The organism is Paraburkholderia guartelaensis, from assembly GCF_004353905.1.
GTDB lineage: Bacteria > Pseudomonadota > Gammaproteobacteria > Burkholderiales > Burkholderiaceae > Paraburkholderia > Paraburkholderia guartelaensis.
Genome location: NZ_SMOD01000029.1, coordinates 1 through 21,666 on the forward strand (window position 1 = coordinate 1; position 21,666 = coordinate 21,666).

Below are 21,666 nucleotides of genomic sequence, written 5' to 3' on the forward strand. Positions count from 1 at the left end.
AACGTCGCGTCACGCTCGATGCGGCGTGCGCTGCGCACGCTTATTCCTGCCTTCGCGGCCGCGAGTTCCTGCGGATGGTGTTTGCGCTTGTTCATGTAGAGGCGAACCTGTTGGTCGGTGATGCGGGTTCCAGACATGTGCTGACCGCTTCTTCTTTAAGAATCGATCAGCCATCCTATTGCCCCGCCGACGCGGCGCCGCCGGTGGTTCGTCGTCTCCGGCGGCTACGCCGCCTCCGACTCCTGACCACCGGCCAAAACAAACGTCAACGACCGGCCAACATAATTGTCGCCCCCCATTTGGCTTCTAAAGGTGGCCAAGTTGCTTTCCACTCTCCCGGATAGCTTTAAGGGCGAGACCGGTTCGGAAGTGGTGCGTTGCCAGATTGAGGCGGCGGCAGCATCTCTCATGACTTCGGGTCCGGCTTGAGCGTAGGGAATAGGCGAAGCGAAAACCCGCGTTCGGCACGTCGTGCCGGCGCGGTTTCTTTGCTTCTGGCAACCACACGTCGACGCATTTTGATATATGATATGTATATCATATATGGAGTTCGAAATGAGCCGGATTCTGATTGACTTGACCGAGGCACAAGTGGAAGAGTTGGCGGCGCTCGTGCAGAGCGAGCATCGCTCGCGCGCGGCGATCATTCGCGAGGCGATCGAGTCCTATATTGCACAGCGCAAGCGCGTGGCGGCCGGTGAGGACGTCTTTGGTGCCTGGAAGGGCAGGCAGATCGACGGTGTCGACTATCAGCGGGAGTTGCGTTCGGAATGGTAAGAGCGCTCTTCGATACCAACATCCTGATCGACTACCTCAGCGGCATACTCCAGGCGAAAAAGGAACTGGCGCACTACGAATACCGCGCCATCAGCACGATCACGTGGATGGAAGTGATGGTCGGCGCACAGCCGGACGATGAGGCAGCGATTCGCGGCTGGCTGGCATCGTTCGACGTGCTTGAACTCGACAGCCAAATTGCGGACCGCGCCGTCGCAATCCGCAGGACGAAGAAATTGCGTCTGCCCGATGCAATCGTCAGGGCGACGGCGCAGGTTCACTCGCTGCTGCTGGTGTCGCGCAACACGAAGGACTTCTCCGCCGATGAGCCGGGCATCCGCGTGCCATACAAGGTGTAGGCTCGCGGGTTCCCCAGGCCAGGCGAACCCGCGCAACGCAAGCCGAGCTGTCCGAGCGCCTAGTGACGCGCTCAATGCTTCAGACACGTATCCGCATTCTTCCAGGTGCAAACATCAAGGCCCGTGTGAACGATAGGCTTCACCGTCTTTCCTTCGGCGAGGTCGCGCATCACCATTGCCGCCTGATAGCCCATTTCCTCAGGCCGCTGCCCGACCAGCGCATTGACCTTGTGGTCCTTGAGGGCCTGCAGTTCTGGCCCGAGCGTATCGGCTGAAACGATCACGAACTGGCCGCTGTTGATCTTGTCCATGATCGGCGCCACGACCTGCGAATACGCCTCGGGGGCGAAGAGCGGCCAGCCACCCTCGAACACGAACGCCTGAAGCGTGCTGGCATTCGCGGTGAGCGTATCCTGCATCATCTGGTTGGCTTTCGCGGCGTCGTCGTTCACGTAGAGCGGGCAGGCGCTGATCTCATGCCAGTTGTTTTCGCCCGCCAGTTTCTTGATGCCTTTCTTGCCCGAGAGCACGTCGCGCGTGCCCTGGGCGCGCTGGTTGATGTTCTCGGCCGCGGGGTTGCCCATCACGAGGCAGATGTTGCCGCCCTTGGGCATCAGCGTCTTGAGCTGCTCGCCGAGCTTCACGCCCAGTTCGTAGTTATCGGTGCCCACATATGCCTTGCGCAACGACTGGTCTTTCGGCAGCAGATCGGCGTCCGCAGTGATGATCGGGATCTTCGCGTTGCGGCGGCGGATCACTTCGGCAATGGCCGGCGCGTTCGACGGCGAAATCGCAATCGCCGCGACGCCCTTGGTCAGCAAGTCGTCGACGATCTGCACTTCGGCGCTTTCGTCCGCCGCTGTCGCGGGGCCCGTGTAGTAGCAGTTATAGCCCTGTTTGCTGAGCTCCTTGTTGGCCCGGTCGCAGCCCTGGTGCATGAGGTCGAAGTACGGATTGTCGAGGCCCTTCACGACCAGCGCTAGGGTCTTGTCGGCTGCGTAGGCGGAAGAGGCCAGCATCGCGAGCCCTCCGATCGCAGCGAGATACTTCCACGCTTTCTTCATGGTTTCCTCCTGTTCGGCGCCGGTTGTACGGCGCGCGTGTCTCGTACAGTTTTCGTCATCGGAAGGAAAGCCCGCGCCCGTGCCTTGGGCTTTCTGCGGAACCTCGCGCAACTAGTCGCGCTTGTTGTGATGGCGTCCGGCGGTTCCGCTTGCAGTCCGGGCGCGCCTCCCTGAAATCCGTTCACTCGCCTTGCCGCTCGCCGCCGAGCCGGTTGAACAGCACGGCGATGATGATGAAGCCACCCACGACCGTACCCTGCCAGAACGAGTCGACGCCGAGCAGGATCAGGCTGTTGCGGATCACTTCGATGAGCGCGGCGCCGACGATCGTGCCGAACGCGCTGCCCACGCCGCCCGCGAGATTGGTGCCGCCGATCACCGTGGCGGCGATCACGCGTAGTTCGTCGCCGGTGCCGAGGCCTGTGGTCACCGCGCCGAGCCAGCCCACTTCGAGAATGGCCGCGACGCCTGCCATCAGACCGCCAAGCACATAGACCGAACAGATCACGCGCCGTACCGGCACGCCCGTGAGATTGGCCGCATGACGGTTGCCGCCGACCGCGAAGACGTAGCGGCCCCAGCGCGTGAAGGCGAAGGCGAACCAGAACAGCACGCCGAGGACGATCAGAAACCACACGGGATTGGCCACGCCGAGCGTTTTGCCGCCGCCGAGCAGGAGGAGCTTGTGCCCGTCGGGTCCGAATTCGAAGATGGTCCGGCTACCCGAGATCACGAGCGCGAGGCTGCGGCCCACGCTCAGCATGCCGAGCGTCACGACGAACGGCTGCATGTTGAGATACGCGATGAGCAGGCCGTTCACGAGGCCGACTACCCCCGCGGTCAGCAGGCCAAGGCCAATGCCGGCCCAGATCGGGTAGCCGGCGTTCATCGTGACGGAAAGCACGATGCCGCTCAGGCCAATCGTCGAGCCGACCGAAATGTCGATTCCGCCTGTGATGATGATGGCCATCATCCCCAGCGCGACGATGGCGACGAAGGCGAAGTTGCGCGTGACGTTGAAGAGGTTCTGCTGCGTGGCGAACGTCGACGTGACGAACGAGAGCAGGAGGCAGGCTGCGAGCGTCGCAAGCACCACCCAGAACACCTGGCTCGCGAGCAGTCCGCTCCAGCGGGTGTGGGTCTTCGCGGATTGGGGATCGTCAAGCACTGTCGGCATCGGATTTGGCCTTTGCGGCGCATCGTTCAATTTCAGGTCTCCTGTCGGCCGCACTTAGCGCTTCAGCGCTTAGTGCGGCCCCATGCAAAGCGGTCGGCGCGCACTTAGCGCTTCAGCGCTTAGTGCGGCCCCATGCAAAGCGGCTGGCGCGCACTTGGCGCTACAGCGCTTAGTGCGGCCCCATGCAAAGCGGTCGACCGCACCAGGCGCTCGAGCGCCGGGCGCGGCCCCATGCAACGCCTTCGCGCGGGCCGCTTTACGCGGCGGCGATGGCTCCGGTGATCAGGCCGGTGACCTCCTCCGGCGAAGAGGCTTCGGTCTGCTTGTCCGCAACCTTGCGCCCGCGCCGCATGACGACCACGCGGTGGGCGACTTCGAAAACGTCGGGCATGCGGTGACTGATGAGAATGACGGCAATGCCATGCTCGGACAGGCGTTTGATGAGGTCGAGCACCTGCGTCACCTGACGCACGCTGATCGCGGCGGTCGGTTCGTCCATGAGCACGAGCCGCGCTTCGGACAGTCGCGTGCGCGCAATCGCAATGGCCTGGCGCTGGCCGCCCGACATCTGCCGGACGAGATCGCGCGGGCGCGTTTCGGATTTCAGTTCCTTGAACAGCTCGGCGGCGCGCCGGTACATGGCCGCGTGATCGAGCACGCGAAAGGGCCATATGCCGATGCGCGGCTCGCGCCCGAGAAAGACGTTGGCCGCGGCCGTGAGGTTGTCGCAGAGCGCGAGGTCCTGATACACGACCTCGATGCCTTTGGCGCGGGCGTCAACGGGTCTGCTGAAATGAACGGGCTTGCCGTCGATGAGGACTTCGCCGTGGGAGGGCGGGAAGTTGCCGGCGATGACCTTCACCAGCGTCGATTTTCCGGCCCCGTTGTCGCCCATGAGTCCGACCACCTGGCCGGGTTCCAGGCTCAACGTCACGTCGGTCAGCGCTTGAATGGCGCCGAAGTGCCTGGAAACGCCTCTGAGCTCAAGAAGACTCATGGACTGTCGCGCTCGCGCTTGTGAAGCCGCCCGTTGCCGTGTCCAGGGTGGCCAGGAGACATGCTAACTAGCATGTTTTTTAGAGCACGATGGGGCTTTTAGCAAGACTATTTCATCAGGCGGTCCTGCGACGCCGCGAGCAGGCCGCTGATGAGATAAAATTGCGTTTTCGCCGAAAACCCCCGCCAGACGGACCTGGCGCGCGCTTGTCTCAGGCTTCCAGCGGCATCGCGCTCGTCCCCTTGAGTTCATCAAGGCAGACGATCGACTGCACGCTGTTCACGCCGGGCGCGCGCATCAGCGTATCGAGCAGGAACTCGGAAAGCGCCTTGAGATCGCGCGCCACCACCTTCAGAACGTAGTCGATATCGCCAGTCACGGAGTAGCACTCCTGCACCTGCGGCAACGTCGCGACGAGTTCCTTGAACTTGACGAGCTCGCGCATGTGCCCGCGCTCCATCGTTACCTGAATGAAGGCGACCACGCCGAAGCCGAGCGCCTGCGCGTCGAGGCGTGTCTCGTAGCGTCGGATCACGCCGAGTTCCTCGAGCCGCCGGTGACGCCTGAGTGTCTGCGCGGGCGATAGCTTGATCGCGGCCGCGAGTTCGAGGTTCGAAGCGCGGCCGTGTTCCTGCAGTGCGGCGAGAAGCCGCATGTCGATTGTGTCGAGCGCGAGATTTTGCATTTATCTTGCGTGAGATGGGTTTGAGGCGATAGGGAATTGTATCAATCAGGGTTTGCCTGCGTACGAGATGAAATCATATTTTTCCGCGCCAACTATACACTGGGCGCACCCGATCGGGCTTGCGGCCAATGCCGCCAAGCCTGGCAGCGCACCAATGCAGAACGTTGTGTGTGCAATTTTATTTCGTGGAGCGGAGCCGGCGTCCTACCCGGATGCTTTGGCCCCGCGCAGATAAGTCGGAGACAGGAAGAGACATGGTTTCAAACGACACGCGTGAAAATCGCGGCCAGCTAAAACGCGGCCTCAAGAATCGCCACATCCAGCTCATTGCGCTGGGCGGGGCGATCGGCACGGGCCTGTTCCTCGGCATTGCGCAGACGATTCAGACGGCCGGCCCCTCGGTGCTGCTCGGCTACGGCGTCGCCGGCATCATTGCGTTCTTCATCATGCGGCAACTGGGCGAGATGGTCGTGGACGAGCCCGTCGCAGGTTCGTTCAGCTATTTCGCCGACAAGTATTTCGGTCCGTTCGCGGGCTTTCTCTCCGGCTGGAACTACTGGGTGCTCTACGTGCTCGTGAGCATGGCCGAGCTTTCGGCGGTCGGCATCTACATGCATTACTGGTGGCCGACGCTGCCCACGTGGGTCTCGGCGCTGGTGTTCTTCGTCGTGATCAACGGCATCAACCTCACGAGCGTGAAGTCGTACGGCGAACTCGAGTTCTGGTTCGCCATCATCAAGGTGCTCGCGATCGTCGGCATGATCGCCTTCGGCGGCTGGCTGCTGTTCTCGGGTTCGGCGGGTCCTGAGGCGAGCGTGTCGAACCTCTGGCGCAACGGCGGTTTCTTCCCGCACGGCGTCTCGGGTCTCGTCATGGCCATGGCGGTCGTGATGTTCTCGTTCGGCGGGCTGGAGCTGGTCGGCATCACCGCGGCAGAGGCCGACGATCCCTCGCATAGCATTCCGCGCGCGACGAATCAGGTGATCTACCGCATCCTGATTTTCTACATCGGCGCGCTCGGCGTGCTGCTCTCGCTCTACCCGTGGCAGAAGGTCGTGGCCGGCGGCAGCCCCTTCGTGCTGATCTTCCACGCGATGAACAGCGACCTCGTGGCCAACGTGCTCAACCTCGTCGTGCTGACGGCGGCGCTCTCGGTCTACAACAGCGGCGTGTACTGCAACAGCCGCATGCTCTACGGCCTCGCGCAGCAGGGCAATGCGCCGAAGGCGCTGCTCAAGGTGAGCCGGCGCGGCATTCCGCTGGCGGCGCTCGGTGTGTCGGCGTTCGTCACGGCTGCGTGCGTGATCATCAACTACTTCATGCCGGGCAAAGCGTTCGAACTGCTGATGGGGCTCGTCGTGTCGGCGCTCATCATCAACTGGGCGATGATCAGCCTGATTCACCTGAAGTTCCGCCGCGAGAAGGCGCGCGTCGGCCAGACGACCACGTTCCGCAGCCTCGGCTATCCGCTGACGAATTACGTGTGTCTCGCGTTCCTCGGCGGCATTCTCGTTGTAATGTATCTGATTCCGGATCTGCGGATTTCCGTGTACCTGATTCCGGTCTGGCTGGGCGTGCTTGGGCTCGCCTACCGCCTGTGGTGCCGCAAGTCGGCGCCGGCGCTGCAACGCGGCGTGCCGGCACCGTAAGCGCTGATATTCGTCCCGAATTTCGTCCAGAGAGTTAAACAGCATGTTCGAACACATCGATGCCTACCCCGGCGACCCGATCCTCTCGCTCAACGAGAACTTCCAGAAGGACCCGCGTCAGAACAAGGTCAATCTGAGCATTGGCATCTACTTCGACGACGAAGGCCGTCTGCCCGTCATGAAGGCCGTTCACACGGCCGAAGCGGCGATTCTCGAAGAGCCGGGTCCGAAGCCGTATCTGCCGATGGCCGGTTTCGCGCAGTATCGCGACGCCGTGCAGGCATTGGTGTTCGGCGCTGACTGCCCGTCGCGCGCGGCCGGCCGCATCGCGACCGTGCAGACGCTGGGCGGCTCGGGCGCGCTCAAGGTCGGCGCCGATTTCATCAAGCGCTACTTCGCGACCAGCCAGGTGTGGGTGAGCGACCCGACGTGGGAGAACCATCGTTTCATCTTCGAGCGCGCGGGCTTCACGGTGAACACGTACCCGTACTACGACGAGGTGACGGGCGGCCTGAAGTTCGAGGCGATGCTCTCGTCCATCGACGCGTTGCCGGCGAAGAGTGTCGTGCTGCTGCACGCGTGCTGCCATAACCCGACGGGCGTCGATCTCGATCGCGCGCAGTGGGAGCAGCTGATCGACGTGCTGCAAAAGCGCGACCTGCTGCCGTTCGTCGATATGGCGTATCAGGGCTTCGGCGCAGGCCTCGAGGACGACGCGTTCGCGGTGCGTGAGCTTGCGCGCCGTGGTGTGCCGGCGCTCGTGGCGAATTCGTTCTCGAAGAACTTCTCGCTCTACGGCGAGCGTTGCGGCGGCCTGCACGTGATTTGCGAAGACGCGGCCGCCGCCGACCGCGTGCTCGGCCAACTCACGGGCTCGGTGCGCGCGAACTACAGCAATCCGCCGACTCACGGCGCGAAGATCGTCACGCGCGTGCTGGGTACGCCGGAACTGAAGGCATCGTGGGAGCAGGAGCTGGCGGCGATGTGCGAGCGCATTGCGCGCATGCGCGTGGCGATTCACGACGGCCTGCGCTCGCATGCCAGCGAAGCGGCGCTCGCGCGCTACGTGAAGCAGCGCGGCATGTTCACGTACACGGGCTTGAACGAAAAGCAGGTCGAGCGCCTGAAAGAGGAATTCGGCGTGTACATCCTGCGCTCGGGCCGTATGTGCGTGGCAGGCCTGAACGAGAAGAACGTGAGCGTGGTGGTCGACGCGGTCGGCAAGGTGATGAAGGACTAAGGGAAGGGCGGGGCCAAGTGCCCCGATATCTTTCTAGCGCCGCTGGTGTGCCGGTACGAGCCGGACACGCCAGCGGCGTTTTCGCATCCAGCCCTCAGAACCGCGTGCCGGTGCCGGCTGCCATCAGACGATTCCAGGTTTCGTCGTCCACGTCGATCTATCCCGCATCAAACCGTCGGTCTGTCAAGCTGTCGGGAGTAGATGGCACACATGCCGGCCGCGCACGGTCTTCCAGGTCTTACCCTGATAGAATGCGTGAGCCGCAACGTAGTGGATTGCTGATGAAATTGCTTGATGCCCTCGTCGAACAACGGATTGCCGCCGCGGCCGCGCGCGGTGAACTCGACGACCTGCCCGGCGCCGGTGCGCCGCAGACGCTCGACGACGACCTGCTCGTGCCCGAAGAAGTGCGCATAGCCCACCGCATCCTGAAGAATGCGGGGTTCGTGCCGCCCGCAGTCGAACAGCTGCGAGCCTTGCGCGACCTCGAGGACGACCTCGCCAATGTGGGCGACAAGGCCGCGCAATGCCGTCTGCGCGCGCGCATGCTGGCGCTCGACATGGCGCTCGAATCCTTGCGCGGCGGACCGATGGTCGTGCCGCACGAATATCGCCGCCGCATTGCGGAGCGTTTGTCCGAACGTGCAGCCGGCGAGCCGGGGCTCTCGGCGGAGGCCGCGTGACGGGCTCTCCCGTCCAGCCACACGCCCCTGACGGCGAACGCGAAGCGGAGCACCCGGCTGCCACTTCGCCCGCCGGATCGGTTCCTGCCGATCCGCTCGTGACGGTTCCCGCAGCCACGGCTCAGGCCGGCGTCCAACCCGCTCCCGTTTCCGAGCGCGATCAGCATTTCATGCGCCTCGCTCAGGCCGCCGCCGAAGAGGCGCGTGCCGCCGGAGAAGTCCCCGTGGGCGCGGTGCTCGTGCGCGGCGACGAAGTGATCGCCTCGGGCTTCAATCATCCGATCGGTGCGCACGATCCCTCCGCGCATGCCGAAATGGCGGCCTTGCGCGCGGGCGCACACGCGCTGGGTAACTACCGCTTGCCCGGCTGCGAACTCTATGTGACCCTTGAACCGTGCCTGATGTGTGCCGGCGCGATCATGCATGCACGCATCGCGCGTGTGGTGTTCGGCGCGCATGACCCGAAAACCGGCGCCTGTGGCAGCGTGGTCAATGCCTTCGCCAACGAGCAGCTCAATCATCACACGAGCGTGTCCGGTGGCGTGCTGGCGGACGAGTGCGGCGAGGCGCTGCGCGCGTTCTTCGCCGACCGGCGCCGGGCGAGCCGGGAAGCGCGCCGGGCGGCACGGGAACAGGCTGAGCAAGCGCAGGGAGGGGCCGGCGTAGCCGGTCCGGACGAACCCGCGGGTTGAATCTCACGGTTGAATCGAATTCGACATGACCATTCATCGCACCATCGAACTGATCGCACCGTCCGGTTATCCGCATGACCAGGAAGCGGTACACCGCGCGCTTGCGCGGTTGCGGGCGCAAGGCCATCACGTCGACGGCGTGCAGGCGACCGAGCGGCGTTATCAGCGTTTTGCGGGCACAGACGGCCAGCGCGCGGCCGAACTGAATCGCCTCGCCGACCCGTCGCGCAACTTGCCGGACATCGTCCTCGCCGTGCGAGGCGGGTACGGCGCGGTGCGCATCCTGCACGGTCTCGATTACGACGGACTGCAGCGGCGCTTGATGGACCAGCCCATTGCGTTCGTGGGCCATAGCGATTTCACCGCCATCCAGCTCGCGCTGCTCGCGCGCGCCGGGCTCACGACGTTCGGCGGTCCGATGCTGTGCAGCGATTTCGGTGCCGAAAGTCTCAGCAGCTTCACGATGCATCACTTCTGGGACGCGCTCTCGAAGCCGACCTACACGCTCAAGGTGAATGCGCCACAGGCCCAGTCGACGAATGTTTCGGGCACGCTCTGGGGCGGCAATCTGGCCGTGCTGACTTCGTTGATCGGGACGCCTTATCTGCCACCGGTCGAGGGCGGCATCCTGTTCGTCGAAGACGTGAACGAGCAGCCGTTTCGCATCGAGCGCATGATTTACCAGCTGCATCTGACCGGCATTCTTGCTCGCCAGCAAGCTCTGGTGCTGGGCGACTTCACCGGCCACAAGCAGTTCGATTACGACAACGGCTACGATCTGCGCGAAATGGTGGAGCAGGTGCGATCCGTGGTCGGCATTCCGGTGGTGACGGGCCTGCCGTTCGGCCATATTCCGGATATGGTCACGCTGCCGATGGGCGCGCCGGCGCAGCTGACCACCACCGCACATGGGTTCGAACTGACCGTGAGCGGCTATCCGCATCTGAGTTGATTTTGCACTGACACAGAAGCGCTTTCGGGCGCTTTTTTCGGAGAGATTTACGCAACTAACAGCCTGTTCCGCGTGTCGCCAGACAATGTTCGCGCCAACGCTTCCTTGCTAAATTGTTGACAAAAATATCGGCCAAATTGGGGCGGCGAATCACCATGCAGGTGCTGAATTCCCCGAAATAAAGCGCCTTTCACTGATAAGAGGCATGTGGCAGCCGGTGCGCACGTGGGGATCTTCCCCAGGTTCGCCCACAAAATTGTTGACAATATTTATGTCCAACCTAGGATACCCAACATAGAGACCCGAGCCATGCGAAAGACCGATATCGACGCCGAAGCAACCGGGATGAAGCCCGAGGCAATCGCCGCGCGAATCCGCGCCGCGATTCTCGAGCACCGGCTGCCGCCCGGCGCGAAGTTGACTGAAGCGCAGTTGTGCGAAGTATTCGGCGTGAAGCGCGGCCCGATCCGCCAGGCGCTCGCGCTGCTCGCGAAGGACCATCTCGTGGATCTGGAGCCCAATCGTGGCGCGTTCGTCGCAAGCCCATCGCTCCAGGAAGTGCACGAGGTGTTTGAGATGCGGCGGATCATCGAGTTGGCGGTGGTGGGGCGCATCTGTAGTGCGCAGCACGGCAACCGCCGGCTGAAGACCATCGGCGAGACGATCAGGCGCGAGCGCAAGGCCTTCGAGGGGCGCGACTTCCCGACGTGGATCCGGCTTTCGGGCGAGTTTCACACGTCGCTCGCCACGCTCACCGGCAATACGGTGCTGTGCGATTGTCTGGGCGGGCTCGTGGCGCGCTCGACGCTGATTTCGGCGCTCTACGAATCGCCGGGACGCAGTCCGTGTTCGTTCGACGATCACGAGGCGATTCTCGCAGCGCTCGAAGCCGGCGACGAGAAAGAGGCCGTCGAACTCATGGTGCGCCATCTGCAGGGTGTCGAGTTGCGAATGCTCGATCGGCCGGCGGGCGCTTCGGTCGACTTGCAGGAAGTGTTCAGCGCGCGCGAGGCGACTTCGCTTGCTCGCTGATGCGCTGCCGAGGCGGCATGGAAACGGATTGCAGTAAAGGATTGCAGTAAAGCGCGGCGGACCACCCGAACGGTGGCCGCCGCGGCTGAAAAGGATGGAGTGGGGCGCATGCAATGCATGCGCACGGCTGAAACAGGCACAGCGTTACAGGGCGCCCGCAAGCGGCGACCGGCGCAGTGCCCGAGAAGGCCAGACCATTCGGGGATATCGCGGCGGCCGCGTCTAGCGGCGGTACGCACGCGTTTCGAGGCGTTCAGGCGTCTTTTTTCCGTCGGCATATCCATCCAAGGAGCGGATCATGGCTCAGTTCAGCGCGTCACCTGGCAGTCCGGCAGTGCCCAACTTCGAATCTGGCGAAAGCAGCGAGTCCGCAGATAATCTGCGCTTGCCGGCCGGCTACAGCGAGCGGCTCTACAACCACGACCTTGCACCGCTCAAGGAGCAGACCTGGGGCGCGTACAACATCTTCGCGTTCTGGATGTCCGACGTGCATAGCGTCGGCGGCTATGTGTTCGCGGGGAGCCTCTTCGCGCTCGGCCTCACGAGCTGGCAAGTGCTCGTCGCGCTGATCGTCGGCATCTCCATCGTCAATGTGCTCTGCAACCTGATCGCGCGGCCGAGCCAGCGTCACGGCGTGCCGTATCCGGTGGCGTGTCGCGGCACCTTCGGCGTGCTCGGCGCCAACGTTCCCGCCGTGATTCGCGGCCTCATCGCCGTGGCTTGGTACGGCATCCAGACCTATCTCGCTTCGAGCGCGCTCGTGATCGTCGTGCTCAAGTTCGTCCCGCAACTCATGCCTTATGCCGACGTGCACAAGCACGGCATGCTCGGGCTTTCCGCGGTCGGCTGGGCCGGCTTCATGACGCTCTGGGTGCTGCAGGCGCTCGTGTTCTGGAACGGCATGGAGACCATCAAGAAGTTCATCGACTTCGCGGGACCGGCGGTTTATGTCGTGATGTTCGCGCTCGCGGGCTACATGGTGTATCGCGCGGGCTGGCACAACATCGGCCTGAATCTCGGTGGCGTGAAGTATCACGGTACCGAAGTGATTCCCGTGATGATTACGGCGATCTCGCTCGTGGTGTCGTATTTCTCGGGGCCGATGCTCAATTTCGGCGACTTCTCGCGCTACGGCAAGTCGCTCAAGAGCGTTCACAAGGGCAACTTCTGGGGGCTGCCGGTCAACTTCCTCGCGTTCTCTCTCGTCACGGTCATCACGACATCGGCAACGCTGCCTGTATTCGGAGAACTGATTACCGATCCCGTCGAAACGGTTGGCCGCATCGATCATCCGACCGCAGTGATTCTCGGCGCGCTCACGTTCACGATTGCGACCATCGGCATCAACATCGTCGCGAACTTCGTTTCGCCCGCGTTCGATTTTTCCAACGTCGCACCGCGGCTCATCAGCTGGCGTGCGGGTGGCATGCTCGCCGCCGTGGCCTCGATCTTCATCACGCCGTGGAATCTCTTCAATAACCCGGCCGTCATTCACTACACGCTCGATGTGCTTGGCGCCTTCATTGGTCCTTTATACGGTGTCCTGATCGTCGACTTCTATCTCGTGAAGCGTGGACGTCTTGCCGTGGACGATCTCTATTCAGTGTCGCCGAAGGGGGCGTACTGGTATCGCAACGGCGTGAACTGGCGTGCGGTGTCGGCGCTGTTGCCCGCAGCGGTGATTGCGATTCTCTGCGTGATGGTGCCTTCGCTCGGCGGCGCGGCGAACTTCTCGTGGTTCATTGGCGCCGCGCTCAGTGCGTTGTTCTATCGCGCACTCACGATGGGCGAACGCGCTCGCGCAAACGCATGAGCTTCACGCAAAACCAGGCATCGACGAAGGAATCGAAATGCGCATCAAACTGATCAATCCGAATACCACGCAGCGTATGACCGCGGCGATGGAGCAGTGCGCGCGCGCCGTGATCGCACCGGGCACGGAGGTGGTGGCGGCGAGCCCGACGATGGGGCCGCCGTCGATCGAAGGCTATTACGACGAGGCGCTCGCTACGCCTGGCCTGCTTGCCGAAGTGGAGGCCGGCGAGCGCGAAGGCTTCGACGGCTACGTGATCGCATGCTTTGGAGACCCGGGCCTTTACGCGGCGCGTGAATTGGCGCGCGGGCCCGTCGTGGGCATCGCGGAAGCCGCGATGCATGCGGCGAGCGTGCTCGCGCCGGGCTTCTCGGTCGTGACGACGCTCTCGCGCACTCGCGCCATGGCCTGGCACCTTGCCGAACGCTACGGCATGACGCGTTTTTGCCGCAACGTGCGCGCGATCGACGTGGCCGTGCTCGAGCTCGATGAGCCGGGATCGGCCGCGCGCCGCGCGATCGTCGACGAGTGCCGCCGTGCGCTCGAAGACGATGGCGCGGACGCAATCGTGCTCGGCTGCGCGGGCATGACGAGCTTGTGCGCGCAGGTGGAGGATGCGCTCGGCGTGCCTGTGGTCGACGGCGTGACGGCCGCCGTGAAATGGGTCGAGGCGCTCGTTGCGCTGCGCCTCACGACCGCCAAGCGCGGCGACTTCGCGCGGCCGCTCGCCAAGCGTTATGACGGCGAATTCGCGCGTTTCAGCCCGACCAATCCCGCCCCGGTCACGGAAACGCCTCCGCCCGTGCGGCCGCTGCGCTACGGGTAAACGCGCAACGCGTGCATAGTGAGCCGGCCGCCCGGATGACGCCATATCGGGCGGCCACATACACCTCGCTTGACCCGTACTATCTGAGCGTGCGTATGGGCGCGTACGGGTGATTTCGCTACACTGGTTTGGTCCTGTAAGCAGGTTGCGCGGACCGTCCGTCAGGCCCTGCAAGGCAGCGCCGGCGGCCGCTTCACGGCGCCTCGCCGTTGCGCGGATATTTCGTTTGATCCTCTCTATTCGATTGATTCGACCAGCATGCCACTCGATCCCCAATATCCCCGCGATCTGATCGGTTATGGCCGGTATCCGGTGCAGGCCAACTGGCCTGGTCAGGCGCGCGTCGCGGTGCAGTTCGTGCTCAACTACGAAGAGGGCGGTGAAAACTGCGTTCTGCACGGCGACCCCGGCTCCGAGCAGTTCCTCTCCGAAATCGTGGGCGCCGCGGCGTATCCCGCGCGCCATATGAGCATGGAGTCGATCTACGAATATGGCTCGCGCGCGGGCGTATGGCGCATCCTGCGCGAATTCGAAAAGCGCGGCCTGCCGCTCACCGTGTTCGGTGTGGGCATGGCGATCGAGCGTCATCCCGAAGTCGCGCGTGCGTTCGTTGAGTTGGGCCACGAGATCGCGTGCCATGGGTATCGCTGGATTCACTACCAGGACGTCTCGCCCGCCAAGGAAGCCGAGCATATGAAGCTCGGCATGGAAGCAATCGAGCGCGTGACGGGCGTGCGTCCGCTCGGCTGGTATACGGGACGCGACAGCCCGAACACGCATCGCCTCGTGGCCGAGTATGGCGGCTTCCTCTACGACTCCGATTACTACGGCGACGACCTGCCGTTCTGGATGGACGTGGAAGTCACGGGCGGCACGTCGGTGCCGCAACTGATCGTGCCTTACACGCTCGACACGAACGACATGCGGTTCGCATCGCCCCAGGGCTTCAACACGGCGGACCACTTTTTCACTTATTTGCGCGACGCGTTCGACGTGCTCTACGCAGAGGGCGACGAAGCGCCGAAGATGCTCTCGATCGGCATGCACTGCCGGCTGCTCGGGCGCCCCGGGCGTTTTCGCGCGCTGCAGCGCTTTCTCGACCACATCGAAAAACACGAGCGCGTGTGGGTCACGCGCCGCGTGGATATCGCGCGCCACTGGCGCGAGCATCATCCCTATCAACCGCAGCAGAACGACCACCGCGGGGCCGCCGCATGAAGGCAATGCACTACACCCTCGAACAGCTGAATCACGCCTCGGTCGACGCCTTCGTGGCGGCGCTTTCGGGCATCTTCGAGCACTCGCCCTGGGTCGCCGCCGCGGCCGCGCAGCAACGCCCGTTTGCGAGCATCGACGCGCTGCATCGCACCATGTCGCAGGCGGTGGAAACCTCGGGCGAGGCGCAGCAGCTTGCGCTCATCAACGCCCACCCGGAGCTTGCAGGGAAGGCCGCCGTGCGCGGCGAGCTGACCGCCGAATCCACGCGCGAGCAAAGCGGCGCGGGTCTGAACCAGTGCACGCAGGAAGAGTTCGACAAGCTGCTCGCCCTCAATGGCGCTTATCGCGAGAAGTTCGGATTCCCATTCATTCTCGCGGTGCGCGGCTATGACCGCCACGCCATCATCGCGAACTTCGAGGCGCGCGTGAACAACAGCCGCGCCGATGAAATGCGCGCGAGCCTCGACCAGATTTACCGCATTGCGCGCTTCAGGTTGGACGAACTGATCGACGCGTAACGTGGCGATGCGCCCCCCGGATTTTCGCGGAAGGGGCGCAGCGCCGTTTTGATCTACAGAAAAGACACGAAGGAAGACAACGATGGCACTCCCGACTCTCGACCCCAACGCCCCCGATTTCACGCGCCGCTTCGTGAATCTCGCGGACCCGCGCCTGGGCGCGCAGGCGCTCGAGGCGAGCGACGACTTCTTCGCGCCGAAGGATCGCATGCTCAATCCGGAGCCGGCCGTCTTTATTCCGGGCAAGTACGACGAACACGGCAAGTGGATGGACGGCTGGGAAACGCGCCGCAAGCGCACGACCGGCTATGACTGGTGCATCGTGAAGCTCGCGCGTCCTGGCGTCATCAAGGGCCTCGATATCGACACGAGCCACTTCACGGGCAACTACCCGCCGGCGGCATCGGTGGAGGGCGCATATGTCGCCGATGGCGCACCCACTGCCACGACGCAATGGACGGAAATCGTTCCCTCGACCTCGTTGAACGGCAATAGCCACCATTACGTGGAAGTATCGAGCGACAAGCCGTACACGCACCTGCGCGTGAATATCTATCCCGATGGCGGCATCGCGCGTCTGCGCGTGTACGGCCAGCCGCAGGTGGACTGGGCGGGAGCGAGCCGTACCGAACTGTTCGACCTGGCCGCGATGGAAAACGGTGCGTACCTCGTTAGCGCGAACAACCAGCACTTCGGCATGGCTTCCACGCTGCTCATGCCGGGCCGCGGGGTGAACATGGGCGACGGCTGGGAAACGCGCCGCCGCCGCGAACCTGGCAACGACTGGGCGATCATCGCGCTCGCGCAGCCGGGCATCATCAAGAAGATCGAAGTCGATACGGCGCACTTCAAGGGCAACTACCCCGATCGCTGCTCGTTCCAGGCCGCGCGCGTGGTGGGCGGCACGGACAGTTCGCTCGTGACTCAGGCGATGTTCTGGCCGGTGCTGCTCGGCGAGCAGAAGCTGCAGATGGACAAGCAGCACTACTACGAAAGCGAGCTCGCGGCGCTTGGCCCGGTTACGCACGTGCGCTTCAACATCATCCCGGACGGCGGCGTTTCGCGCGTACGCCTCTGGGGCACGCTCGCCTGATACGCTGACGAGGCCATCATGAGTGAAACAAGAACGACGCTGACTATCGAGCCGCTGACGCCCGAGGCGTTCGCGCCCTTCGGCGATGTGATCGAGCTCGCGGGTGCAAAGCAGATTCCGATCAATCTGGGCACGACTATCCGCTTTCACGATCTCGCGAAAGTGGATGTGACCGACGAGGGCGGCCGCACGCTCGTGAATCTCTTTCGCGGTCAGCCGCGCGAGTTGCCGTTCGAAGTGAAGATGCTCGAACGGCATCCGCTGGGCAGCCAGGCATTCGTGCCGCTCAACGACAAGCCGTATCTCGTGGTGGTCGCGCCGGCCGGCGATCTGGACGTCGCGAAGATTCGCGCGTTCGTTTCGCGTGGCTGGCAGGGAGTGAATTATGCGAAGGGCGTTTGGCATCATCCGCTGATCGCGTTGGGCGACGTGAGCGATTTCATCGTCGTCGATCGCGGTGGAGATGGGCTCAATCTCAACGAGCAGGATCTGCCGGAGTCGTTTTGGTTGACGGAAGAAGCGATGAAGGCAGCGATGCGCTGATTCGCGCATTTACGCAGCAGTACGTATCAACAGGAAAAAGCCACGTCTGAGACGTGGCTTTTTTGCGTTTGGCGTGTGGAGCAGGGTGGTGGGTCCTGGTCTTGCCACCACGCTGCTCAGGGCGCCGTAAAGCGTGATGGCAAGTCATGGATACCTTCGTGCGGTACCTCCACGTTCTTATCGGGCCATGCGGCGATCATCGCGTCATACCCGCTCCGTGCGTTCAATGGGCGCCTTGCTGCGTGATGCCACCTGCGGTTGCCATCGCGAGTTGCCAAGCAGCGTTCGCGCTCGCGAGGCGGGAAAGTCTTCACGCGACGGCTGTGGGCGCGGCACGCAATTGCGCTTTCGTCGCTCTTTGCACGCTGGGTTCCGTGCATTCGTCGAAGCCCGCTGCCGCTTCGCCATACCCCGCGCATCGCCGCCCAACGCGCAAGCCCCTCGGCACAGACCGTCCCAAAAGAAAAAGGACCCGAAGCGCATCGCACTTCGGGTCCTTCCGGTCACATCTCACGTAGCGCGATGCAAACCACTCGCACTGCCAACTACATCATTGCTTCGCACCGCCCTGGAACCAGGCGGCGATCTTCTGCCGTTCGTCGTCGGTCATGTGCGTGACGTTGCCAAGTGGCATCGCCTTGAGCGTCACAGCCTGCTGATAGAGCCGCTGCGCATTCTGCGAAATTTCGTCGGGCGTATCGAGCATCACGCCGGCCGGCGCCGCACCCATCAGCGTCGGGTGCGCCGAGTGACAGGCCGCACAACGCTGTTGCAGGATCGGCTGGATGTCGGAAATCTTCAGCGACGGTGCGTTCGCGGCTTCTGCCTGCGGCACGACCGGGCGCGGCAGCGTCCACACCAGCGCGACGAACATCAGGGCCACGCCACCGATCGGCAGATACCAGAGCTGTTGGCCACGGTGACGCATCACGAAGAACTGGCGAATCAGCGCGCCGGCCAGCATGATCACCACGAGCACGGCCCAGTTATAGGCGTGCGCGTAGGTCATGGCGTAGTGGTTCGACAGCATCGCGAACACCACCGGCAGCGTGAAATACGTGTTGTGCACCGAGCGCTGCTTGCCGCGCTTGCCGTAGATCGGGTTCGGCACTTCGCCCTTGAGCATCGCGGCGACCATCTTGCGCTGGCCCGGGATGATGACGAAGAACACGTTGGCCGACATGATCGTCGCGAGCATCGCGCCCATGATGAGGTACGCGGCGCGGCCCGAGAAGATGTGGCAGGCGAGGTAGGCGGCGATCACGACATAGATGCCCACGCACACGCCCAGCAGCTTGTCCTTCGTACCGAGCACACGGCACAGGGAGTCATAGACGATCCAGCCAGCGGCGAGGAAGCCGAGCGCGGAGAAGATCGCGACGACAGGACCCATGTCGAGCACGTTCTTGTCGATCAGATACGTGTTCGGCGCCATGAGATACAGCACCGTGAAGAGCGACGCGCCCGAGAGCCACGTGGTGTACGACGGCCACTTCGACCAGTGAAGGTCGTCGGGCATTTCAGGCGGCGCCACCGTGTACTTCTGCATGTTGTAGAAGCCGCCGCCGTGCACGTGCCAGAGTTCGCCGAACACGCCGCGACGGCGCTGGTTCGGGTCCGTGGGCGGTTTGAGGCTGTTGTCGAGCGCGACGAAATAGAACGACTCGCCGATCCAGGCGATCGCCGCGATGACATGGAACCAGCGCAGTGCGAGGTTCAGCCAATCGGTAATAAAGCCTTCCATGAAACGTCTCCAGTCCTGATGCATTGCGCGCGCGTCTGAACGCACGCGCTAACTGCGGGGTATGAGCGCGCCGCGTAGCGTTGGGGCCTCTGAGTGACCCATGCGCTGCAGCACTGCCATTGTTTTTCGTATGACCTCGGGCTTGATGAATCGGGCTAGAAGATCGCCCGGAATGCCCTATGAATTTGTGTTGCGGTGGCTGCCCGGTTGTCGCTTAGCTGCCCCGATAGGTGCTGTACGACCACGGCGAAACGAGTAGCGGCACGTGGTAGTGCGAACCGGCGTCGGCGATGCCGAAGCGCAGCACGACGCGGTCGACGAAGCGCGGCTCGGGCACCTTTGTGCCGAGCGCGGCGAAATAGTCGCCGGCGTGGAACACGAGTTCGTATTCGCCTTTGGCGAGTGCCTCGCCTTCGAGCAGCGGCGCGTCGCAGCGGCCGTCGTCATTGGTGGTGACGGTCTTGAGCGCGCGGCGAGCGTCGCCCGAGAGCGCAAAGAGCTCGACCTTGATGCCCGCGCCGGGACGGCCGTTCGCGGTGTCGAGCACGTGGGTAGTCAGCTTGCCCATTCGCAGTTTTCCTTGTGAGTGCCTGGTGCGATTGCGAGGTTTCAGCGGCAGCTCTCGATCCCATGCATGATGCATTGCGGCGGATCGAGGCTCCACGTCAGTGGCTACATACCCGTCGGCGGATCGAAGCGAGCGCCGTGTACGCATTTTAAAAACGATCGCACCCGGCGCGCGCGAGCGATAGGAAAGATAAAGCTACGCGCATGAGGGTGAGCCCTGGGTGCCATCCGGGTGCTGTCGCTCATTGCGCCCTGGATTCAGGCGTCCCTTGTTGGCATCGTAGCGACGCCAAAAATCGACCTTTATATGCGTGGCGTAAATATGGGTATCGCAGCGGCGCGAATTGCCACGACTATTTTGGTTGCGGATCGTAGAGGCCATGCGCAGCGCGTGCTGCGCGTCCCGAAGACGGCGGTGGACGCCGGGTAACCGGGCCAGCGGCGTCCTCGTCGGGACGCGTCGGCACCGGGCGCCTGGGCGACCGGCGAGTCCGGCGGGTGAGGCGAGGGCGTCTGGTTCACACGCCGTGCGCGAGTCCGAAGGAATGACCAGGCTCGTGGCGGCACGACAACGGAGCGAACAAGGACGATGGAACCCACACTCGCGCAGCGGCAAAGCCCGCAAGACCCGCAAAAGCCCGGCAAGACACTGCTGGTGAAAAACGCCGACATGCTGGTGACGATGGACGGCGCGCGCCGCGAGATTCGCGGCGGCGGTCTCTACGTCGAAGGCAACCGCATTGTCGCGGTCGGCCCGACGGCGGAACTGCCCGCCACGGCCGACGAGGTGATCGACGCCAGCGGCCACCTCGTGACGCCGGGGCTCATCAACACGCACCATCACATGTACCAGAGCCTCACGCGCGCCGTGCCGGCCGCGCAGGACGCCGAACTGTTCGGCTGGCTCACCAATCTCTACAAGGTATGGGCGAACCTCACGCCCGAGATGATCGAGGTCTCCACGCTCACCGCGATGGCTGAGCTGCTGCTCTCGGGCTGCACGACGTCCAGTGATCATCTGTACATCTATCCGAACGGCAGCCGCCTCGACGACAGCATTCGCGCGGCGCAGCGCATCGGCATGCGCTTTCACGCAAGCCGCGGCAGCATGAGCGTCGGCCAGAAGGACGGCGGCTTGCCGCCCGATGCCGTGGTCGAGCGCGAGGACGCGATTCTCGCCGACACGCAGCGCCTCATCGAGACGTATCACGACGAGGGCCGGTACGCGATGCTGCGCGTCGTCGTGGCGCCATGCTCGCCGTTCTCCGTGAGCCGCGACCTGATGCGCGAATCGGCGGTGCTCGCGCGGCACTACGGCGTGTCGATGCACACGCATCTCGCCGAGAACGTCAACGACATTGCTTACAGCCGCGAAAAGTTCGGCATGACGCCCGCCGAATACGCCGAGGACCTCGGCTGGGTCGGCCGCGACGTCTGGCATGCGCACTGCGTACAGCTCGACGACCACGGCATCGGTTTGTTCGGGCGAACCGGCACCGGCGTCGCGCATTGCCCGTGCTCGAATATGCGGCTCGCCTCGGGCATCGCACCCGTGAAGAAGATGCGGCTCGCCGGCGTGCCGGTCGGGCTCGGCGTGGACGGCTCGGCGTCGAACGACGGCGCGCAGATGGTGGCCGAGGCGCGCCAGGCCATGCTGCTCGCGCGCGTGGGCTTCGGACCGGATGCCATGACGGCGCGCGAAGCGCTCGAAATCGCGACGCTGGGCGGCGCACAGGTGCTGGGCCGCGACGACATCGGCGCGCTCGCACCCGGCATGGCGGCCGACTTCGTGGCGTTCGACCTGCGCCAGCCGCTTTTCGCGGGCGCGTTGCACGATCCGGTCGCGGCGCTCGTCTTCTGCGCACCCTCGCAGGTCGCGCTGAGCGTGATCGGCGGGCACGTGGTCGTGAAGGAGGGCGTGCTGCAGACGGTGGAGCTTGGGCCGGTCATCGAGCGGCAAAACCGGCTCGCGGCGCAGCTCGTGCAGATGGCGCGCTGAAGCAGGCAAGCGCGCAAACGCACAGGGGTATTGAAGGG

General features: G+C 63.8%; 21 protein-coding genes. 15 read left to right on the forward strand and 6 right to left on the reverse strand.

Annotation, left to right across the window (positions count from 1 at the left end):
• Positions 1–555 precede the first annotated feature (555 nt).
• Complete coding sequence (locus tag E1N52_RS30010; protein ID WP_133186682.1) at positions 556–777, forward strand: ribbon-helix-helix protein, CopG family; 222 nt, start codon at positions 556–558, stop codon at positions 775–777.
• On the forward strand, positions 771–1,136 hold the full coding sequence (locus tag E1N52_RS30015; RefSeq protein ID WP_133186684.1) for a type II toxin-antitoxin system VapC family toxin: 366 nt from the start codon (positions 771–773) through the stop codon (positions 1,134–1,136). The genes E1N52_RS30010 and E1N52_RS30015 overlap by 7 nt, the downstream gene beginning before the upstream one ends.
• A gap of 71 nt (positions 1,137–1,207) precedes the next feature.
• Here E1N52_RS30015 and E1N52_RS30020 read toward each other — a convergent pair whose 3' ends face one another.
• The 4 genes from E1N52_RS30020 to E1N52_RS30035 all read right to left on the reverse strand — a co-directional run bounded on the left by E1N52_RS30020 (position 1,208) and on the right by E1N52_RS30035 (position 5,059).
• Positions 1,208–2,200, reverse strand: a complete 993-nt coding sequence (locus E1N52_RS30020) for a sugar-binding protein (RefSeq protein ID WP_165979471.1) — start codon at positions 2,198–2,200, stop codon at positions 1,208–1,210.
• A 181-nt stretch (positions 2,201–2,381) separates the two neighbouring features.
• Complete coding sequence (locus E1N52_RS30025) at positions 2,382–3,377, reverse strand: ABC transporter permease (RefSeq protein WP_133186686.1); 996 nt, start codon at positions 3,375–3,377, stop codon at positions 2,382–2,384.
• A 256-nt stretch (positions 3,378–3,633) separates the two neighbouring features.
• Entirely contained in the window at positions 3,634–4,374 is a 741-nt protein-coding gene (locus tag E1N52_RS30030; protein WP_133186688.1) for an ATP-binding cassette domain-containing protein, read from the reverse strand.
• 211 nt (positions 4,375–4,585) lie between these two features.
• Positions 4,586–5,059 (reverse strand): Lrp/AsnC family transcriptional regulator, encoded by a 474-nt coding sequence (locus E1N52_RS30035; RefSeq protein WP_133186690.1) that lies wholly within the window; start codon positions 5,057–5,059, stop codon positions 4,586–4,588.
• Between the two features lie 254 nt (positions 5,060–5,313).
• On the opposite strand from E1N52_RS30035, the gene E1N52_RS30040 reads away from it, so the two are divergent.
• The 12 genes from E1N52_RS30040 (at position 5,314) to E1N52_RS30095 (ending at position 17,318) form a co-directional block, all read left to right on the forward strand.
• Positions 5,314–6,708 carry an amino acid permease gene (locus E1N52_RS30040; RefSeq protein WP_133186692.1) on the forward strand — a complete coding sequence of 465 codons (1,395 nt, stop codon included), beginning with the start codon at positions 5,314–5,316 and terminating at the stop codon, positions 6,706–6,708.
• Between the two features lie 43 nt (positions 6,709–6,751).
• On the forward strand, positions 6,752–7,948 hold the full coding sequence (locus E1N52_RS30045; protein ID WP_133186694.1) for an amino acid aminotransferase: 1,197 nt from the start codon (positions 6,752–6,754) through the stop codon (positions 7,946–7,948).
• A 281-nt stretch (positions 7,949–8,229) separates the two neighbouring features.
• Positions 8,230–8,631, forward strand: a complete 402-nt coding sequence (locus tag E1N52_RS30050; RefSeq protein ID WP_133186696.1) for a DnaJ family domain-containing protein — start codon at positions 8,230–8,232, stop codon at positions 8,629–8,631.
• The gene (gene tadA, locus E1N52_RS30055) at positions 8,628–9,323 is read left to right on the forward strand and encodes a tRNA adenosine(34) deaminase TadA (RefSeq protein WP_133186698.1); all 696 of its coding nucleotides are present in this window, start codon (positions 8,628–8,630) and stop codon (positions 9,321–9,323) included. Before E1N52_RS30050 ends, tadA begins: the two co-directional genes overlap by 4 nt.
• A gap of 25 nt (positions 9,324–9,348) precedes the next feature.
• Positions 9,349–10,275 carry a muramoyltetrapeptide carboxypeptidase gene (gene ldcA, locus E1N52_RS30060; protein WP_133186700.1) on the forward strand — a complete coding sequence of 309 codons (927 nt, stop codon included), beginning with the start codon at positions 9,349–9,351 and terminating at the stop codon, positions 10,273–10,275.
• A gap of 309 nt (positions 10,276–10,584) precedes the next feature.
• Positions 10,585–11,307: a GntR family transcriptional regulator gene (locus E1N52_RS30065; RefSeq protein ID WP_205965684.1), complete on the forward strand. Its 723-nt coding sequence runs from the start codon at positions 10,585–10,587 to the stop codon at positions 11,305–11,307.
• A gap of 298 nt (positions 11,308–11,605) precedes the next feature.
• Positions 11,606–13,120, forward strand: coding sequence for an NCS1 family nucleobase:cation symporter-1 (locus E1N52_RS30070; protein WP_133186702.1), 1,515 nt, complete (start codon positions 11,606–11,608; stop codon positions 13,118–13,120).
• 37 nt (positions 13,121–13,157) lie between these two features.
• The gene (locus E1N52_RS30075; RefSeq protein WP_133186704.1) at positions 13,158–13,946 is read left to right on the forward strand and encodes an aspartate/glutamate racemase family protein; all 789 of its coding nucleotides are present in this window, start codon (positions 13,158–13,160) and stop codon (positions 13,944–13,946) included.
• A 258-nt stretch (positions 13,947–14,204) separates the two neighbouring features.
• Entirely contained in the window at positions 14,205–15,164 is a 960-nt protein-coding gene (puuE, locus tag E1N52_RS30080) for an allantoinase PuuE (RefSeq protein ID WP_133186706.1), read from the forward strand.
• Positions 15,161–15,682, forward strand: coding sequence for a 2-oxo-4-hydroxy-4-carboxy-5-ureidoimidazoline decarboxylase (uraD, locus tag E1N52_RS30085; protein WP_133186708.1), 522 nt, complete (start codon positions 15,161–15,163; stop codon positions 15,680–15,682). The genes puuE and uraD overlap by 4 nt, the downstream gene beginning before the upstream one ends.
• Positions 15,683–15,764: 82 nt before the next feature.
• Positions 15,765–16,775 (forward strand): allantoicase, encoded by a 1,011-nt coding sequence (gene alc, locus E1N52_RS30090; protein WP_069265647.1) that lies wholly within the window; start codon positions 15,765–15,767, stop codon positions 16,773–16,775.
• 18 nt (positions 16,776–16,793) lie between these two features.
• Positions 16,794–17,318, forward strand: coding sequence for an ureidoglycolate lyase (locus tag E1N52_RS30095; protein WP_133186710.1), 525 nt, complete (start codon positions 16,794–16,796; stop codon positions 17,316–17,318).
• 550 nt (positions 17,319–17,868) lie between these two features.
• Here the strand turns inward: E1N52_RS30095 and E1N52_RS30100 are convergent.
• On the reverse strand, positions 17,869–19,062 hold the full coding sequence (locus E1N52_RS30100) for a urate hydroxylase PuuD (RefSeq protein ID WP_133186712.1): 1,194 nt from the start codon (positions 19,060–19,062) through the stop codon (positions 17,869–17,871).
• 214 nt (positions 19,063–19,276) lie between these two features.
• Positions 19,277–19,630, reverse strand: coding sequence for a hydroxyisourate hydrolase (gene uraH, locus E1N52_RS30105; RefSeq protein WP_133186714.1), 354 nt, complete (start codon positions 19,628–19,630; stop codon positions 19,277–19,279).
• Positions 19,631–20,218: 588 nt separating this feature from the next.
• Here uraH and E1N52_RS30110 point away from each other — a divergent pair.
• Complete coding sequence (locus E1N52_RS30110) at positions 20,219–21,628, forward strand: 8-oxoguanine deaminase (protein WP_133186716.1); 1,410 nt, start codon at positions 20,219–20,221, stop codon at positions 21,626–21,628.
• Positions 21,629–21,666: the final 38 nt, after the last annotated feature.

What these genes read in the sequence shown, in the direction of transcription:
- uraD (WP_133186708.1), top strand. Translation starts at nt 15,161, where the DNA reads ATGAAGGCAATGCACTACACCCTCGAACAGCTGAATCACGCCTCGGTC.
- E1N52_RS30095 (WP_133186710.1), top strand. Translation starts at nt 16,794, where the DNA reads ATGAGTGAAACAAGAACGACGCTGACTATCGAGCCGCTGACGCCCGAG.
- E1N52_RS30015 (WP_133186684.1), top strand. Translation starts at nt 771, where the DNA reads ATGGTAAGAGCGCTCTTCGATACCAACATCCTGATCGACTACCTCAGC.
- E1N52_RS30110 (WP_133186716.1), top strand. Translation starts at nt 20,219, where the DNA reads ATGGAACCCACACTCGCGCAGCGGCAAAGCCCGCAAGACCCGCAAAAG.
- E1N52_RS30030 (WP_133186688.1), bottom strand. Translation starts at nt 4,374, where the DNA reads ATGAGTCTTCTTGAGCTCAGAGGCGTTTCCAGGCACTTCGGCGCCATT.
- uraH (WP_133186714.1), bottom strand. Translation starts at nt 19,630, where the DNA reads ATGGGCAAGCTGACTACCCACGTGCTCGACACCGCGAACGGCCGTCCC.
- E1N52_RS30010 (WP_133186682.1), top strand. Translation starts at nt 556, where the DNA reads ATGAGCCGGATTCTGATTGACTTGACCGAGGCACAAGTGGAAGAGTTG.
- ldcA (WP_133186700.1), top strand. Translation starts at nt 9,349, where the DNA reads ATGACCATTCATCGCACCATCGAACTGATCGCACCGTCCGGTTATCCG.
- E1N52_RS30065 (WP_205965684.1), top strand. Translation starts at nt 10,585, where the DNA reads ATGCGAAAGACCGATATCGACGCCGAAGCAACCGGGATGAAGCCCGAG.
- E1N52_RS30040 (WP_133186692.1), top strand. Translation starts at nt 5,314, where the DNA reads ATGGTTTCAAACGACACGCGTGAAAATCGCGGCCAGCTAAAACGCGGC.
- E1N52_RS30100 (WP_133186712.1), bottom strand. Translation starts at nt 19,062, where the DNA reads ATGGAAGGCTTTATTACCGATTGGCTGAACCTCGCACTGCGCTGGTTC.
- puuE (WP_133186706.1), top strand. Translation starts at nt 14,205, where the DNA reads ATGCCACTCGATCCCCAATATCCCCGCGATCTGATCGGTTATGGCCGG.
- E1N52_RS30020 (WP_165979471.1), bottom strand. Translation starts at nt 2,200, where the DNA reads ATGAAGAAAGCGTGGAAGTATCTCGCTGCGATCGGAGGGCTCGCGATG.
- E1N52_RS30075 (WP_133186704.1), top strand. Translation starts at nt 13,158, where the DNA reads ATGCGCATCAAACTGATCAATCCGAATACCACGCAGCGTATGACCGCG.
- E1N52_RS30025 (WP_133186686.1), bottom strand. Translation starts at nt 3,377, where the DNA reads ATGCCGACAGTGCTTGACGATCCCCAATCCGCGAAGACCCACACCCGC.
- E1N52_RS30070 (WP_133186702.1), top strand. Translation starts at nt 11,606, where the DNA reads ATGGCTCAGTTCAGCGCGTCACCTGGCAGTCCGGCAGTGCCCAACTTC.
- E1N52_RS30050 (WP_133186696.1), top strand. Translation starts at nt 8,230, where the DNA reads ATGAAATTGCTTGATGCCCTCGTCGAACAACGGATTGCCGCCGCGGCC.
- alc (WP_069265647.1), top strand. Translation starts at nt 15,765, where the DNA reads ATGGCACTCCCGACTCTCGACCCCAACGCCCCCGATTTCACGCGCCGC.
- E1N52_RS30035 (WP_133186690.1), bottom strand. Translation starts at nt 5,059, where the DNA reads ATGCAAAATCTCGCGCTCGACACAATCGACATGCGGCTTCTCGCCGCA.
- E1N52_RS30045 (WP_133186694.1), top strand. Translation starts at nt 6,752, where the DNA reads ATGTTCGAACACATCGATGCCTACCCCGGCGACCCGATCCTCTCGCTC.